This window comes from Micromonospora sp. CPCC 205739 (assembly GCF_036906795.1).
Classification (GTDB): Bacteria; Actinomycetota; Actinomycetes; order Mycobacteriales; family Micromonosporaceae; genus Micromonospora.
The window spans coordinates 77,492-93,155 of record NZ_JBAKHS010000002.1; the positions used below are offsets into that span (position 1 = coordinate 77,492).

The window sequence follows — 15,664 nt, forward strand, 5'->3', positions numbered from 1 at the left end:
CGCACTAGGACCTTTGGAGGGATCCTACAAAAATCAACGGCGATCATCACCTGTCTGTGATGTTTTCCTGACGCCTGGGGTCATTGTCTGGGTCGGGACGGCAGTGACCCCCGGGACGATCGGGTCGAGCCGCCCGACGGTCAGGGCCACCTGGAGGGCGAACGCGTCCCGCGGCGACAGCGGCGAGAAGCCGGTCACCTCGGAGATCCGGCGCAGCCGGTAGCGGACCGTGTTCGGGTGCACGAAGAGCGACCGGGCGGCGCTCTCCAGCGTCCCGCCCGCGGTGAAGAAGGCGTCCAGGGTCTCCAGCAGCTCGCCGCCGGCCCGGACCAGCGTCGCGTACACGTCGTGTCGCAGCCTCCGGCGGGCCTCGGCGTCGCCCGCGAGGGCCCGCTCGGGCAGCAGCTCCGCCGCCGGCACCGGGCGCGGCGCGGTGGGCCAGGCCGGTGCGGCGCGGAACCCGGCGAGCGCCGCCCGGGCCGACTCCGTCGCCTCGTCCAGGCTGGGTACGGCCGGCCCGACCACCACCGGCCCCTCCCCGAACGCGGGCAGCAGCTTCTCGGTGGCGGCCACCGGGTCCGCCGCGCCGCCGAGCACGATGACCAGCCGGTCGCCGTGCACGCCGCCGATCACCTCCACGCCGATGCGTCGGGCCTGCCGGTAGACGGTGTGCAGCACGGCGGCCACCTCCCCGCCGGGGGAGCGGCCCACCGCCACCGACACCGGCGGCGCGTCGGTCCAGCCCAGCGCCGCCGCCCGGCTGGCCAGCACGTCGGGGGAGTCACCGCGCAGCAGCGCGTCGACCAGCAGCGCCTGGAGCCGGGCGTCCCAGGACCCGCGGGACTCGGCGGCCCGGGCGTACACCCGGGCGGCGGCGAAGGCGATCTCCCGGGAGAACCGCAGCACCGCCTCGCGCAGCTGCTGCTCCTCGCCCGGGGCGGCCAGGTGCGACACCTGCTCCTCGACCACGTCGATGGTCACCTTGATCAGCGCCACCGTCTGCTGGAGGCTGATCGACCGGGCGAGGGCCTCCGGCGCGGTGGCGAAGACCTCGTCGGAGACCTCCTGGGTGCTGTCCGCGCTGCCGCCTCCGGAGCGCAGCCACTGCACCAGGGACCGGGCGCCGGCCTGCGCCACCAGCATGACCCAGGAGCGCTGGTCGGCGGGGAGTTCGCGGAACCAGGGCAGGGTCTCGTCCATCCGGGCCACGCTGGCGGTGGCCAACGCCCCCGCCGCCCGTTCGATCCGGCGCAGCGTGGCCGACAGCTCCATCCCGCTCGGCTCGCTCACCGGTCCAGCCTGACACGTGCTGACCTGGCCCTTCCCGGCGGGCGGTCAGCGGGGCGCGGTCAGCCCCAGCTCCTGGGCGAGGATGGCGGCCTGCACCCGGCTGCGCAGCTGAAGTTTCGCCAGGATCCGGCTGACGTGGGTCTTGGTGGTGCTCTCCGCCATCGCCAGCCGCTGCGCGATCTGCTGGTTGGACAGCCCGGCGCCGAGGCAGGCCAGGACGTCGCGCTCCCGGGGGGTCAGGGCCGCCACCGCCGACCGGGCCGCCGCCGGCGCGGCCGGAGCGCTGCGCGCGAACGCGGTGATCAGCCGCCGGGTGACCGCCGGGGCGATGATCCCCTCGCCCCGCGCGACGGTCCGCACCGCCGCGACCAGTCCGGGCGCGTCGGTGTCCTTGAGCAGGAAGCCGGCCGCGCCGGCCCGCAGCGCGGCGAAGACGTACTCGTCGAGGTCGAAGGTGGTGAGCACCAGCACGTCGGCCAGCTGATCGGCGACGATCTCCCGGGTGGCGGAGATCCCGTCCAGCCGGGGCATCCGGACGTCCAGCACCGCCACGTCGGGGCGCAGGTCCCGGCAGAGCCGCACCGCCTCCTCGCCGTCGGCGGCCTCGCCGACCACGTCGATCTCCGGTGCGGTGGACAGGATCAGCGCCAGGCCGGCCCGGACGGCGTCCTGGTCGTCGGCGAGCACCACCCGGACCGGGGCGGTCATCCGGACGCCCCGGTGGGCAGGGCGGCCCGGACCTGCCACTGCCCGTCCTCCGGCCCGGCCGAGAACCGCCCGTCCAGCAGCGCCGCCCGCTCCCGCATGCCGATCAGCCCGGCGCCCGCGCCCGGCAGCCGCCCGTTCCCGCCGCCGATCGGGTTCCGCACCGTCACCACGACCTCCGCCGGCTCGTACGCGACGCTCAGCTCCGCCGCGCCCGCGCCGTGGCGCAGCGCGTTGGTCAGCGACTCCTGCACGATCCGGTACGCCGCCAGGTCCACCCCCACCGGCAGCGGCCGTGGCGTCCCGGTGACGGTGGCGCGCACCGTCAGGCCCGCCGCCGTCATCCGCGCGATCAGCCGGTCCAGTTCGTCGAGGCGTACCCGGGTGGGGCCATCGGTCGGGTCCTCGCCGGCCGGGCCCCGGAGCAGGCCGATGAGCTGGCGCATCTCCGCCATGCCCTGCACGCTGCTCTCCCGGATCACCCGCAGCGCCGCGTCCACCCGGTCTCGGTTCAGCCCGGGCGCGGAGAGCACCGCGGTGGCGTGCAGGGCCACCGCGCTGAGGTGGTTGGCCACCACGTCGTGCAGCTCCCGGGCCATCCGCGCCCGCTCGGCCAGCACCGCCTGGCGGCGGTCCAGCTCCGCCAGTCGGGCGGTCTGTTCGGCCCGGGCCCGTTCCGCCGCCGCCTGGTCCCGGTACTGGCGCACGCTGACCCCGGTGAGCACGGGCAGCACGCCGGCCAGCACGAACGGCACCCCCAGGGCGACGCCGCGCCAGCCCCACAGCAGCGCACCGGCCACCGCGCCGGCCGCGCTGAGCCCGACCGTGGCCCGCACCAGCCGGCGCCACAGCCGGGCCGGGCCGTACACGCAGGCGTCGTAGAGCACCTGGGTGTAGACCAGCGGGGTGCCCAGCGAGACCCCGAGCGCCGTGTCGGCCAGCACCGCGCCGGTGCCGAGGGCCAGGCCGGTCCGGGGAGCAGCCCGGCGCAGCCCGACGGCGACGCAGATCACCGCCAGCGGCGCCAGGAACAGCGCCTCCGGCGTCGGCGGGTGCCAGGGGAACTGCGGCTGGAACCCGACGCCGTAGAGGACCAGACCACCGGCGAGCGCGACCCCGGCCAGCGCCAGGTCGCGCCCGGGCGTGCCGGAGCCGATCCAGGCCGGCGTCCGCATGACCCGATCCCACCACACCCGGCGCCGCCCGCCCTCCGTCCGCGGGAGGAGCCCGGCACCGTGAGCCTCCGCCGAAGGAGGTACGCGGTCCGGCGTCGCCGTGCCCGGGTCCGTCGAAGGATGGACCCGGATCTCGTTCCCGCCGTCGAGGCGGTGCCGCCCGTCGCCGGGGACGCTGGAGACCGACGACGGGGAGGTACGGATGCTGCTGGCGGTGATCGCCGCGTGCGAGATCGGGTTCTGGGTGGTGCTCGGTGCCGGGCTGGTCGCCCGGTACCTGCTGCGCCGGCCACGGCTGGGTGCGGCCCTGCTGGTCTGTGTGCCCCTGGTCGACCTGGTGCTGCTGGTGGCGACGGTGCTGGACCTGCGCCGGGGGGCGACCGCGAACGTCACCCACGGGCTGGCGGCGGCGTACCTCGGCTTCTCGGTGGCCTTCGGCCACTCGCTGGTCCGCTGGGCCGACCAGCGCTTCGCCCACCGCTTCGCCGGCGGGCCGCCGCCGGTCCGGCCGCCCCGGCACGGCTGGGCCCGCACCCGGCACGAGTGGCGGGAGTGGGGCAAGGCGCTGCTCGGCTGGGCGATCGCCTGCGCCCTGCTCGGCGCGGCCATCGTCTACGTCGACGACGCCGAGCGCACCCGCGAGCTGGTGAACTGGATCCGCAACCTCACCGTGGCCATCCTGGTCTGGCTGGTCGCCTTCCCGGTCTGGGAGACGATCTTCCCGCGCCGCCCCAAGAGCTGACTCCCGGGTACGCGCTGCACGGGGCGTCGGTCCCGGCCAGTACGGTGGCGTGGGCGCCGGGGCGACCTCCCGGCGCACGACGCGAGCGTGAGGAGACCGGGGATGGCGCACGGGGAGGCCGAACACGGCTGCGCCCAGGGCGAGCCCTGCCGGCTCAGCCACCACGAGCAGCAGGGGCCGGTGCGGCCCCACCGCCGGCTCGCGGCGGTGCCCTGCCCGACCGAGCAGGCCGGCCGGGCACCGGAGCGGGCCGACGAGGAGGTGGCGGTGCCCCGGCAGCGGTCCGCCGAGCCGGCCGCGCCGGAGCCGGCGACCTCCCGCCCGCGCGGCGCCGAGCCGGACCCGTCGGCCGAGCCCGTCGCGCCGGCCCCCCGGGCCTGCCGCAGCGACCTGGCCGGCTGGGCCGGCGCGCACCGGCACGGCCCGGTCCGCCCCAGCCGCCGCCCCGATCGCCGGGAACGGCCCCCGCACCGCTGGTGCTGACCACCTGACGGCCGTCCGGCCGCTAGCGTGAGCAGGGTGAAGGCGATCGCGATCGACGCGTACGGCCCGGCCGAGCAGCTCGCCCTGCGGGACCTGCCGGACCCACCGGTCGGCCCCGACACCGTGCTGGTGCGGGTCCGCGCGGCCGGCGTGAACCCGGTCGACTGGAAGGTCCGCGAGGGCCACCTGGCCGCCGCGATCCCCGGTCACTTCCCGCTGGTGCCCGGCTGGGACGCGGCGGGCGAGGTGGTGGCGGTCGGGCCGGCGGTGGCCGGGTTCGCGGTGGGTGACGAGGTGATCGGGTACGTCCGCCGCGACCACCTCCAGTACGGCACGTACGCCGAACTCGTCCCGGCCCCCGAGCGCTGCCTGGCCGACAAGCCGGCGCAGGCCACCTGGGCGGAGGCCGCCGGCCTGCCGCTGGCCGGGCTCACCGCGTACCAGGCGTTGCAGCTGGCCCGCACCGGCGCGGGGGACACCGTGCTGGTGCACGGGGCCTCGGGCGGGGTGGGACACCTGGCCGTGCAGGTGGCCCGGGCGCTCGGCGCCGACCGGGTGATCGGCACGGCGAGCGAGGCCAACCACGACTTCGTCCGCGCGCTCGGCGCGGAGCCGGTCGGCTACGGCGCCGGCCTGGCCGACCGGCTCCGCGCCGTCGCGCCCGACGGGGTGGACGTGGCGCTGGACCTCTTCGGCGGGGAGGCGCTGGACGTCTCCGCCGCGTTGCTGGCCCGTGCGGCCCGCCTGGTCTCCACCGCCGACCCGGAGCACGTGACCCGGCTCGGCGGCAGCTACGTCTTCGTCAAACCGTCCACCCAGGACCTCACCCTGCTGGCCGGGCTGGTCGATGCCGGCCGGCTGACCGTGCACGTTGCACGGACGTTCCCGCTGGCGCAGGCCGCGGACGCGCAGCGCCTGGTGGAGGCGGGGCACGTCCGCGGCAAGGTGGTGCTGGAGGTCTGAGCCGCCCGGTGCGGTGGGTCAGCGGGTGCGGCGGCGGATCAGCAGCGCGATCCCGGCCAGCCCGGCGGTGATCACCAGCAGCACCCCGGCGTTGAGCAGCAGCAGGCGCTGCAGCTCGCTGATCGCGGCGTCGATGTCCCGGCCCGGGTTGAGGGAGTCCTCCGGGATGACCCGCTCGCCGCCGCCGACGCCGCCGCTGACCGTGTCGAACTGCCGCTCCAGCGGCACCCCGGCGGTCCGCAGCGTCTCGGACATGTTGAGCCGGCCGAGGAACCAGCCGGCGCTGGTCTTGCGGGAGTCCGGCTGCTTCGCCGGCCGGTACGCCCGGGGCCCGCCCTTGGCGAGCGGGTAGAGGTCGAAGGTCTGCTTCGGCGCGTCGCCGGCGAGCACCACGATCGTGTACTTCGGACCGAGGTCGGCGGGCTTGGGACCGGAGGCGGCCCCGGTGCGGCCGAACCAGTTGACCTGGTCGATGACCGCGAGCACGTGGGCGGGCTGGCTGTCGGCGCGCAGCCGCAGCGGTTCGGTCAGCCCGTCGCCGGTGATGTCCACCCCGGCGGGGGGCGGCTTCGGAGCGGCCCGTCCCGAGCGGCTCGCCCCCGCGGGTGCGGCCATCCCGACGCTGAGCACCGCCGCCGCCGTCACGGCGACCACCATGCCGAGCAGCCGCCTCACCTTTCCGACCATCGCCGCCTCCTCGCCCCGTTCGATGGGTGGCTGTGCTGCAGGTCACGCGTTGATCGGTCGATGGCGGTGACCGTGCCCGCGAATCGCGGGTTCCCCACCTCAAAGACTCCGCAGAACGGCGCTTGGTTGCAGCTGCTGAACCATTATCTGGAACTATCTGTGATCCGGGCCCGACTAATGGATCAGCCGTTGATCAGCGGGCGGATCTTATCTTTGCGGAGGGGTTCATGGGGGGCAGGGTCGCACGGGTGGCGCGTACCTCGCTAGCCGTTATGGGCGTGGCGCTCGGTGTGTCGTTGCTGCTGCCGGCGACGCCGGCGGCCGCGCACAACTCGCTGACCGGCAGCGATCCGGCCGACGGCGCCCGGATCGCCGCGGCGCCCGCCCGGATCGAGCTGCGTTTCCTGGCCAGGGTCGACCCGGCTACGACGAAGATCACAGTGGTCGGACCGGACAACGTGCCGGCCGCCGGCGGCGCGCCGAGCTTCACCGGCAGCCGGGTCGCCGTGCCGTTCAAGCCCGGCCGGGCCGGCCTCTACATCGTCGGCTACCAGCTCTCGTCCAGCGACGGCCACCCGATCAAGGGCGAGGTGCGCTTCACCCTGACCACCGGCACGCCGGCCGAGTCGGCGTCCGCGTCACCGCCGTCGGCGCCCGCGGGCTCGGCCCTGCCGCCGTCGTCGTCCCCGTCGGTGTCCACCGGGTCCGCCTCGCCGTCGCCGGGTGCCGCGACCACGGCCGGGCCGGCCGTCCCCGCCGCCGACGCGGGCGACGACGGCGCGCCGGTCTGGCCCTGGTTGCTCGTCGCCGGGCTGGTGGTGGCCGGACTGGCCGCCGCCGTGCTGCGCCGCCGCGCCAGCCGCGGCTGAGCCGTCCGGGCCGCGCCGGCCCGGTGTGCGTACGGCGAAGGGCCCGCCGGTTCGCCGGCGGGCCCTTTCGCGGGTACGGCTCAGACCAGGCGGACCCGGGCGGCGCGCAGCCGGTTCAGGGTGCGCTCCCGGCCCAGCACCTCCAGCGACTCGAACAGCGGCAGCCCGACGGTGCGGCCGGTGACCGCGACCCGGACCGGCGCCTGCGCCTTGCCCAGCTTCAGGCCGCGCTCCGCGCCCACCGCCTCCAGGGTCGCCTTCAGCGACTCGGCGTCCCACGACTCCAGCCCCTGGTACGCGGCGATCGCCGCGTCGAGCAGCTCGGCCGCGCCCTCCTTCATCGCCTTGGCCCAGGCGGCCTCGTCGATCAGCGGGTCGGCCAGGAAGAGGAAGTCGACGTTCGGCACGATCTCGCTGAGCACCGCGATCCGGGTCTGGGCCAGCGGCGCCACCGCGGCGAAGGCCTCGGCGTCGAACTCCGCCGGCTGCCACGGCGGCGGCGCGATGGTGTCGGTGCCCGTCAGCCAGGGCTGGCAGGCGGCCACGAACTCGTCGACCGGCAGCGCCCGGATGTACTCGCCGTTGAACGCGCGCAGCTTCTTCTCGTCGAAGAAGGCGGGGGAGGGGTTCACCTCCTCCAGGCGGAACTCCTCCTCGATCACCGACCAGGGCACGATCTCCCGGTCGCCCGAGGGTGCCCAGCCGAGCAGCATCAGGTAGTTGCGCATCGCGTCGGCGAGGTAGCCCTCGTCCTTGTACGCCTCCAGGGCCACCTTGTCGCGGCGCTTGGACAGCTTCTGCCGCTTCTCGTTGACCACCACCGGCACGTGGGCCCAGATCGGCGGCTTGACCCCGAGGGCGTCCCAGAGCAGCTGCTGCTTCGGGGTGTTGGGCAGGTGCTCCTCGGCCCGGACCACGTGGGTGATCCCCATGGTCATGTCGTCGACCACGTTGGCCAGCAGGAAGACCGGGGAGCCGTCGCCGCGAGCGATGACGAAGTCCTCGATCAGCTTGTTCTCGAAGGTCGGCTCGCCGCGGATCAGGTCGACCACCACGGTCTCGCCCTCGTCCGGGGTGCGGAAGCGCAGCGCGCGCCCCTCGCCCGGGGTCAGGCCCCGGTCCCGGCAGAAGCCGTCGTAGCCCTGGTACTGCGAGCCGGTGCGGGCCTGCACGGCCTCCCGGGTGCAGTCGCAGTAGTACGCCCGGCCGGCCTCGAACAGCCGCTGGGCGGCGGCGCGGTGCTCACCGGCGTACTGCGACTGGAAGTACGGGCCCTCGTAGCTGCCCCGCGCGATGCCGATCCACTCCAGCGCGGAGAGGATGCCCTCGGTCCACTCGGGCTTGTTGCGCGCCGCGTCGGTGTCCTCGATGCGCAGCACGAAGACCCCGCCCTGCTGCTTGGCGTAGATCCAGTTCTGCAGCGCCGAGCGGGCGCCGCCGACGTGGAACATACCGGTCGGGGAAGGGGCGAAGCGCACACGTACCGTCACGTCCTCCAGCCTACGGCCGCCCGCGACCCCATTCCCCCAGGGGTCCGCCCCGCCCTGCCGAGGGGTCAGCGGACGGTGCGGATCTTGAGGACCAGGGCGCTGCCGAGGAGGGTGACGGCCGCGGTGGCGGCGTAGAGGGTCGGGTAGCCGCCCAGGTGGACCACGATCGGGGCGGAGATCGCCGGGCCGAGCACCTGCGGCGCGGAGTTGGCGATGTTGATCACCCCGAGGTCCTTGGCCCGGTCGGTGGCGCGGGGCAGCACCTCGGTGATCAGCGCGGCGTCCACCGACAGGTAGACCCCGTAGCCGGCGCCGAGCAGCAGCGCCGCGACCACCGCCGTCGACCAGACCGGCGCGGCGGCCAGCAGCAGCGCCGCCACCGCCATGATCACCCCGGCGGCGATCACGAAGACCTTGCGCCGGCCGGAGCGGTCGGAGAGCCGGCCGGCGACCACGGCGGTCAGCATCATCCCCAGTGTGTAGAGCAGGATCAGCACCAGCAGCGCGCCCTCGGGGTCGGGGTGGCGCACCCCGTCGGTGAGGAAGTACAGCAGGTAGAGGGTGCCGAGCGCGTTGCCGATCTGGACCAGGAACCGGGTGATCCAGGCCCAGGCGAAGTCCGGGTGCCGGCGCGGGCTGATCCACATCGAGGCGGCCAGCGCCCGCCAGCGCAGCGCCGGCCGGTGCGCCCGGGGCAGCGGGTCGTCGGCGGTGAGCAGCGCGAACGGCAGCGAGAGCACCAGGACGGCCACCGCGACGGCGGCGTACCCGGCGGTGGTGCCACTGACCACGGCGGTGACCAGCACCGCGCCGAGGACCAGGCCGAGCGCCTGCGGGATGCCCACCCAGCCGGAGACACCGCCGCGCTGGACGACCGGCACCCGGTCCGGGACGGCCGCGGTCAGGCTGGCCAGCATCGCGTTGAAGCAGACCTGCGCGGCCACCCAGGCCAGCGTCACCCCGGCGACGGTGTCCTGCCGGGCCAGCAGCACCAGGGCGAGCGCGCCGAGCACCGCACCGCCCGCGGTCCAGGCGTGCCGGCGGCCGAACTCCCGCCCGGCGATGCGCAGGCAGGTACGGTCCGACATCGCCCCGGCGAGCGGGTTGGCCAGCACCGCCGCCAGCGCGCCGACGCCGGTGACGACGGCCAGCATGGCCTCCTTGTCGCCCGGCGCGATCCGCTCGATCTGCTGCGGCAGCAGCACCTGGATCGGGGTGAAGAAGGCCATCCAGACGCCGAGGTTGGCGGCGAAGATCAACGCGATCCAGCCCCGACGCACCGGGACCACGGGCTCGGCGAGCGCCGCCGGCAGCGAGGTCGGCGTCGGGTCGACCGTGGTCATCGCCGGACGACCTGGTCCCGGTACCAGGCGTACGAGGACTTCGGCGTGCGGACCTGGGTGTCGAAGTCGACGTGCACCAGGCCGAAGCGCTTGGTGAAGCCCTCCGCCCACTCCCAGTTGTCCAGCAGGGACCAGACGAAGTACCCGGTGACGTCGACGCCGTCGTCGATGGCCGCCCGGACGGCCCGCAGGTGCCCGTCGAGGTACGCGATCCGCTCCGGGTCGTGCACCCGGCCGTCGGCGTCGGGTACGTCGTCGTAGGCGCAGCCGCTCTCGGTGACCTGGATGGGGGGCAGCGCCTCGCCGTAGGTGTCGCGCAGCCAGGTGAGCAGCTCGCGCAGCCCCTCGGGGACCACCGGCCAGTCGAAGGCCGTCCTCGGGTAGCCCTCCAGCGGCACCAGCTCGAACGGCAGCGGCGCGCCCTCCTCCGGCGCGCGGATCCCGGTCGGGTTGTAGTAGTTCACCCCGAGCACGTCGATCGGCGCGGCGATGATGTCGAGGTCCCCGTCGCGCACCGGGGCGTCGGTGAACCCCGGCGGGTAGCCCCGGCCGAGCAGCGGGTCGGTGAAGAGCCGGTTGTGCAGCGCGTCGTACGCCGCCCCGGCGGCCCGGTCGGCGTCGGTGCCGCCGAGCAGCCGCACCGGCGAGTAGTTGTTGGCGATGGCGACCGGGCTGGTGGTGCGGGCGCGCAGCGCGGCGACCGCGAGGCCGTGCCCGAGCAACTGGTGGTGGGCGACCGGCAGCGCGTCGAAGAGCAGGAAGCGGCCCGGCGCGTGCACGCCCGTGCCGTGGCCGAGGCTCATGTGGATGAACGGCTCGTTCAGGGTGATCCAGAGCTTCACCCGATCGCCGAGGCGGGCGGCGACCAGGTCGGCGTACTCGGCGAAGCGGTGCGCGGTGTCCCGGTTCAGCCAGCCGCCCGCGTCCTCCAGCGGCTGCGGCAGGTCCCAGTGGAAGAGCGTGGCCACCGGGTCGATGCCGGCGGCGAGCAGGTCGTCGACGAGCCGGTCGTAGAAGCCGAGACCGGCCGGGTTGGCCGCGCCGCTGCCGCCGGGCTGCACCCGGGGCCAGGCGATCGAGAACCGGTACGCCGAGACGCCCAGCCCGGCCATCAGCGCGACGTCCTCGCGGTGCCGGTGGTAGTGGTCGCAGGCGACGTCGCCGGTGCTGCCGTCGGCGATCTGCCCCGGGGTGTGCGCGAAGGTGTCCCAGATGGACGGCCCGCGCCCGTCGGCGTCGGCGCCGCCCTCGATCTGGAATGCGGAGGTGGAGACCCCCCAGCGGAAGCCGGCGGGGAACGCGGGCATCGGCGCGGTCGTCACAGTCACCCTCCCAGAAACATGAAGCGTGTTCGGGACTCTAGGGCGCAGGCCCGGGAAGTGCCATAGGCCCACGGCGATGCCAGCACAAGGGTTTTCGGCGTGTCTTTTCCGAACCCGTCCCAGTACGTCCGAATTTGCGCATACAGTGCGGAATATCGCGGATGTCCTCAGTGGGGGAAGACAGAAATGATCCTCGTCGAACGCAGTGCGCACGTGATGGCGCCGATGGAAGCGGTCTGGGACGTCGTGCAGCGGGCCGAGCAGTTGCCGGCCTGGCTGGCGGGCGTCCGCGCGGCCGAGGTCCTCTCGGGGGAGGGCTTCGGCCGGCGACAGCTCGTGCAGGCCGGCCGCGGCGCGGCGCACGAGGCCGAGGTGATCGCCTATCAGGAACCCACCCTGATCGGGTGGCGGGAGCGGGCCAGGGGTGCCGGCGCCCGAGCCGAGGCGCGCACCGAGATCTACGTCCAGCTCACTCCCGACGAGGAGGAGGGCGGGACGATCGTGCGGCTCATCGTCGTACGGTGGCCGGCCGGTCCGGTCAAGGCGGCCCTGCTCCGGCTCGGGCTGCGTCGGGTCGGCGCCGACCTGGAGGACTCGCTGGCCCGCCTCACCGACCTGGCCGCCGTCGGCTGAGACGGGCGCGTCCTGCGGCGTCACCCGCGACGGCGGTGGCCCGGCGTCCCCGCCAGGGGCTCCGGACCACCGCCGCTTTCGTACCCCGGCCGGCCGGTCCGCCGCACCACGGCACGGTCGCCCGCGACACCACCGCAGACGAGGAAGGGCCCGGCGCGCGTCGTGCGCCGGGCCCTTCCGTCGTACGCGGGGACTAGCTGTCGCCGCCGGTCTCGCCGACCGGAGCGGCGGTGACGTCCTCGAGGGCGTACTTCTTGGCCGCCTCGGCCGGCACGGTCGCCGGCACCACGCCGCGCAGCGCGAGCTGCCGCAACGTCGCCACCGTCACCGACTCGGCGTCGACGTGGAAGTGCCGCCGCAGCGCGTGCCGGGTGTCCGACATGCCGAAGCCGTCGGTGCCGAGCGAGGTGTAGTCGCCCGGTACCCAGCGGGCGATCAGGTCCGGCACCGCGCGCATCCAGTCGCTGACCGCGACCTTCGGCCCGTCGGCGTCGGCCAGCTTCTGCTGGATGTACGGCACCCGCGGCTCGCTGCCCGGGTTGAGCAGGTTGTGCTCCTCGCACTCCACCGCGTCGCGGCGCAGCTCGCTCCAGGAGGTCACCGACCAGACGTCGGCGGCCACCCCCCAGTCCTGCGCGAGCAGCTCCTGCGCCCGCAGCGCCCACTGCATGCCGGAGCCGGAGGCCAGGATGTTGGCCTTCGGCGCGTCCCCGCCCACCTCGGGCGCCGGGGAGTAGCGGTAGATGCCCTTGAGCAGGCCCTCGACGTCCACACCGGCGGGCTCCGCCGGCTGCAGGATCGGCTCGTTGTAGACCGTGAGGTAGTAGAGGACGTTTTCCTGAGCGTCCCCGTACATCCGGTGCAGGCCGTTCTCCATGATGTGCGCGATCTCGAACGAGAACGCCGGGTCGTACGCGACCACCGCCGGGTTGGTGGCGGCGAGCAGCAGCGAGTGACCGTCCTCGTGCTGCAGACCCTCACCGTTGAGCGTGGTCCGGCCGGCGGTCGCGCCGAGCAGGAAGCCCCGCGCCATCTGGTCGGCGGCCGCCCAGATCCCGTCGCCGGTGCGCTGGAACCCGAACATCGAGTAGAAGATGTACATCGGGATCATCGGCTCGTCGTGGGTGGCGTACGACGTGCCGGCCGCGGTGAACGAGGCGACCGAGCCGGCCTCGTTGATCCCCTCGTGCAGGATCTGCCCGGCGGTCGACTCCTTGTAGGACAGGAACAGCTCCCGGTCGACCGAGGTGTACCGCTGGCCGTGCGGCGAGTAGATCTTCGCGGTCGGGAAGATCGAGTCCAGGCCGAAGGTGCGCGCCTCGTCCGGGATGATCGGCACCCAGCGCTTGCCGAACTCCTTGTCCTTCATCACGTCCTTGAGCAGGCGGACGAAGGCCATCGTGGTGGCCACCTTCTGCTTGCCCGAGCCGCGCTTGACGTCGGCGAACCGCTCCGGGCCCGGGATGGTCAGCCGCTTGCTGCTGGTCCGCCGGGACGGCAGGTAGCCGCCGAGCTGCTGGCGCCGCTCCTTGAGGTACGCGATCTCGTCGGACTTCTCGCCCGGGGTGTAGTACGGCGGCGTGTAGGGGTTCTCCTCCAGCACCTTGTCCGGGATGTCGAGGTAGAGGCGGTCGCGGAAGGTCTTCAGGTCCTCCAGCGTCAGCTTCTTCATCTGGTGGGTGGCGTTGCGGCCCTCGAAGTGCGAACCGAGCGTCCAGCCCTTGATCGTCTTGGCCAGGATGACCGTCGGCTGCCCGGTGTGCTCGGTCGCCGCCTTGTACGCGGCGTAGAGCTTCCGGTAGTCGTGGCCGCCCCGCTTGAGGTTCCAGATCTCGTCGTCGGAGAGGTGCTCGACCATCTTGCGGGTCCGCGGGTCGCGGCCGAAGAAGTGCTCCCGGACGTACGCCCCGGACTCCGCCTTGTAGGTCTGGTAGTCGCCGTCGGGCGTGGTGTTCATCAGGTTCACCAGCGCGCCGTCGGTGTCCGCGGCGAGCAGCGGGTCCCACTCCCGGCCCCAGACCACCTTGATCACGTTCCAGCCGGCGCCCCGGAAGAAGGCCTCCAGCTCCTGCATGACCTTGCCGTTGCCCCGGACCGGGCCGTCCAGCCGCTGCAGGTTGCAGTTGATCACGAAGGTGAGGTTGTCCAGCTCCTCGCGGGCGGCCACGCCGATCGCGCCGAGGGTCTCCGGCTCGTCCATCTCACCGTCGCCGAGGTAAGCCCAGACGTGCTGGTCGGAGGTGTCCTTGATGCCCCGGTGGTGCAGGTACCGGTTGAACCGGGCCTGGTAGATGGCGTTCAGGCCGCCGAGCCCCATCGAGACGGTGGGGAACTCCCAGAAGTCCGGCATCAGCCGCGGGTGCGGGTACGACGGCAGGCCGCCGCCCGGGTGGGACAGCTCCTGGCGGAACCCGTCGAGCTGGTGCTCGGTCAGCCGCCCCTCCAGGAACGCCCGCGCGTACATGCCAGGGGAGGCGTGACCCTGGTAGTAGATGTGGTCGCCGCCGCCGGGGTGGTTCTTGCCCCGGAAGAAGTGGTTGAAGCCCACCTCGTAGAGCGAGGCGGAGCTGGCGAAGGTGGAGATGTGCCCGCCGACGCCGATCTCCGGGCGCTGCGCCCGGTGCACGAGCATCGCCGCGTTCCACCGGACGTACGCCCGGATCCGCCGCTCGACGTGCTCGTCACCGGGGAACCACGGCTCGCGCTCCGGAGCGATGGTGTTGATGTAGTCGGTGGTGGTCAGCGACGGCACCCCGACCTGGCGCTCGCGGGCCCGCTCCAGCAGGCGCAGCATGACGTAGCGGGCGCGTTTGGTTCCGCGCTCGTCGATGACACCGTCGAGCGACTCGACCCATTCGCCGGTCTCTTCAGGGTCGATGTCCGGAAGCTGGCTCGGCAGACCAGCGGTGATCACCGGGCGCTTGCGTTCCGTAGCCACAGGCGTTCCCTCGGGTGTGTGTGGGATAGGTCTCTAGCGCCATCCTGCCCCCTGGTGGCACCGGTCGTCACGTCTAGCTCCCCCAGACGCGACGCTCAACACAGGTACCCACCAGTAACTTTGCGCGACCGCCGGATGCGCTAGTCGACTCACGCTTGTCCGCCGTCCCTACCCTTCGGGCATGCGAAGGCATCTGGTGCTCCTGGGGCTCGTGACGACCGTCGCCGGCGTGGCCGGCATCGCGGTGGGGGTCGCCGGCCTGATGAAGGGCAAACCGGAGATGGTGGGCTTTCTGGTCCTCGGCGCGTTCGCGCTGCTGCTCGTCGCCGGTCTGGCCCGGGACGCCCGCCGTCCCCGCCGCCGGTCCCGCCCGGACGAGGCCGCGGTCGGCTGGTACTCGATGGCGCCGTACGCGGACGCCGGCGCGGACCCGGGCTGCGCCGTCCCGGACCCCGCTCCGTCGGACTCCGGCCGCAGCGGCGGCTCGGGCTTCTGGGGCGGCTCCGACGGTGGCTCGGGTTCGCACAGCGGCTCGGACGGCGGCGGGTCGAGCTGGGGCGGCGGCTCGGACGGTGGCGGCGGCAGTTACTGAGCCGGTGCGGCAGAATGCGCGGTATGCGCAGTGAGGTGATCACCGTCCGGACCGGGTCCCGGCCGACCGTCCAGGACATCACGGCCGAGGCCGAGCGCTTCGTCGCCGGCCAGGGCGACGGGCTGCTGCACGTCTTCGTGCCGCACGCCACCGCCGGCCTGGCGATCATCGAGACCGGCGCCGGCTCCGACGACGACCTGCTGCGGGCGCTGGACGACCTGCTCCCCACCGACGACCGGTGGCGGCACCGGCACGGCTCGCCGGGGCACGGCCGCGACCACGTGCTCCCGGCGTTCGTCCCCCCGTACGCGACCCTTCCGGTGCTCGACGGCCGCCTGGCGCTCGGCACCTGGCAGTCCCTCACCCTGGTCGACCCCAACGGCGACAACCCCACCCGCCAGGTCCGCTTCTCCTTCCTCCCCGCCTGACCCC

15 protein-coding genes are annotated in these 15,664 nt (G+C 74.0%); 7 read left to right on the top strand and 8 right to left on the bottom strand.

Annotated elements, in window-relative coordinates; translation table 11 throughout:
* Window positions 1–33: 33 nt before the first annotated feature.
* The 3 genes from V6U88_RS04295 to V6U88_RS04305 form a co-directional block, all read right to left on the bottom strand.
* Window positions 34–1,272, bottom strand: coding sequence for a PucR family transcriptional regulator (locus tag V6U88_RS04295; RefSeq protein ID WP_334450588.1), 1,239 nt, complete (start codon window positions 1,270–1,272; stop codon window positions 34–36).
* Window positions 1,273–1,335: 63 nt separating this feature from the next.
* Window positions 1,336–1,998: a response regulator transcription factor gene (locus V6U88_RS04300; RefSeq protein WP_334450030.1), complete on the bottom strand. Its 663-nt coding sequence runs from the start codon at window positions 1,996–1,998 to the stop codon at window positions 1,336–1,338.
* Window positions 1,995–3,170, bottom strand: coding sequence for a sensor histidine kinase (locus V6U88_RS04305; protein ID WP_334450031.1), 1,176 nt, complete (start codon window positions 3,168–3,170; stop codon window positions 1,995–1,997). The genes V6U88_RS04300 and V6U88_RS04305 overlap by 4 nt, the downstream gene beginning before the upstream one ends.
* 202 nt (window positions 3,171–3,372) lie before the next feature.
* Here V6U88_RS04305 and V6U88_RS04310 point away from each other — a divergent pair, with 202 nt between their 5' ends.
* The 3 genes from V6U88_RS04310 to V6U88_RS04320 all read left to right on the top strand — a co-directional run bounded on the left by V6U88_RS04310 (window position 3,373) and on the right by V6U88_RS04320 (window position 5,358).
* Entirely contained in the window at window positions 3,373–3,912 is a 540-nt protein-coding gene (locus V6U88_RS04310) for a hypothetical protein (RefSeq protein WP_334450032.1), read from the top strand.
* A 102-nt stretch (window positions 3,913–4,014) separates the two neighbouring features.
* Entirely contained in the window at window positions 4,015–4,395 is a 381-nt protein-coding gene (locus V6U88_RS04315; RefSeq protein ID WP_334450034.1) for a hypothetical protein, read from the top strand.
* 36 nt (window positions 4,396–4,431) lie between these two features.
* On the top strand, window positions 4,432–5,358 hold the full coding sequence (locus V6U88_RS04320) for an NADP-dependent oxidoreductase (protein WP_334450035.1): 927 nt from the start codon (window positions 4,432–4,434) through the stop codon (window positions 5,356–5,358).
* 18 nt (window positions 5,359–5,376) lie between these two features.
* On the opposite strand, the gene V6U88_RS04325 is transcribed toward V6U88_RS04320, so the two are convergent.
* Window positions 5,377–6,045, bottom strand: a complete 669-nt coding sequence (locus V6U88_RS04325; protein ID WP_334450037.1) for a hypothetical protein — start codon at window positions 6,043–6,045, stop codon at window positions 5,377–5,379.
* 272 nt (window positions 6,046–6,317) lie between these two features.
* Here V6U88_RS04325 and V6U88_RS04330 point away from each other — a divergent pair, with 272 nt between their 5' ends.
* Window positions 6,318–6,914 carry a copper resistance CopC family protein gene (locus V6U88_RS04330; RefSeq protein WP_334450589.1) on the top strand — a complete coding sequence of 199 codons (597 nt, stop codon included), beginning with the start codon at window positions 6,318–6,320 and terminating at the stop codon, window positions 6,912–6,914.
* An 80-nt stretch (window positions 6,915–6,994) separates the two neighbouring features.
* Here V6U88_RS04330 and gltX read toward each other — a convergent pair whose 3' ends face one another.
* From gltX to V6U88_RS04345, 3 genes are all read right to left on the bottom strand, one after another.
* Window positions 6,995–8,404: a glutamate--tRNA ligase gene (gene gltX / locus V6U88_RS04335; RefSeq protein WP_334450038.1), complete on the bottom strand. Its 1,410-nt coding sequence runs from the start codon at window positions 8,402–8,404 to the stop codon at window positions 6,995–6,997.
* Between the two features lie 65 nt (window positions 8,405–8,469).
* On the bottom strand, window positions 8,470–9,747 hold the full coding sequence (locus tag V6U88_RS04340; protein WP_334450039.1) for an MFS transporter: 1,278 nt from the start codon (window positions 9,745–9,747) through the stop codon (window positions 8,470–8,472).
* A complete protein-coding gene (locus V6U88_RS04345; protein WP_334450590.1) occupies window positions 9,744–11,054 on the bottom strand; it encodes a GH1 family beta-glucosidase in 1,311 nt (436 codons plus the stop codon). The genes V6U88_RS04340 and V6U88_RS04345 overlap by 4 nt, the downstream gene beginning before the upstream one ends.
* Window positions 11,055–11,255: 201 nt before the next feature.
* On the opposite strand from V6U88_RS04345, the gene V6U88_RS04350 reads away from it, so the two are divergent.
* Complete coding sequence (locus tag V6U88_RS04350) at window positions 11,256–11,702, top strand: SRPBCC family protein (RefSeq protein WP_088960933.1); 447 nt, start codon at window positions 11,256–11,258, stop codon at window positions 11,700–11,702.
* Window positions 11,703–11,895: 193 nt separating this feature from the next.
* On the opposite strand, the gene aceE is transcribed toward V6U88_RS04350, so the two are convergent.
* Window positions 11,896–14,640: a pyruvate dehydrogenase (acetyl-transferring), homodimeric type gene (gene aceE / locus V6U88_RS04355; RefSeq protein ID WP_334450040.1), complete on the bottom strand. Its 2,745-nt coding sequence runs from the start codon at window positions 14,638–14,640 to the stop codon at window positions 11,896–11,898.
* 181 nt (window positions 14,641–14,821) lie between these two features.
* On the opposite strand from aceE, the gene V6U88_RS04360 reads away from it, so the two are divergent.
* Window positions 14,822–15,232: a hypothetical protein gene (locus V6U88_RS04360; protein ID WP_334450041.1), complete on the top strand. Its 411-nt coding sequence runs from the start codon at window positions 14,822–14,824 to the stop codon at window positions 15,230–15,232.
* A gap of 23 nt (window positions 15,233–15,255) precedes the next feature.
* Window positions 15,256–15,660, top strand: a complete 405-nt coding sequence (locus V6U88_RS04365; protein WP_334450042.1) for a YjbQ family protein — start codon at window positions 15,256–15,258, stop codon at window positions 15,658–15,660.
* Window positions 15,661–15,664 lie beyond the last annotated feature (4 nt).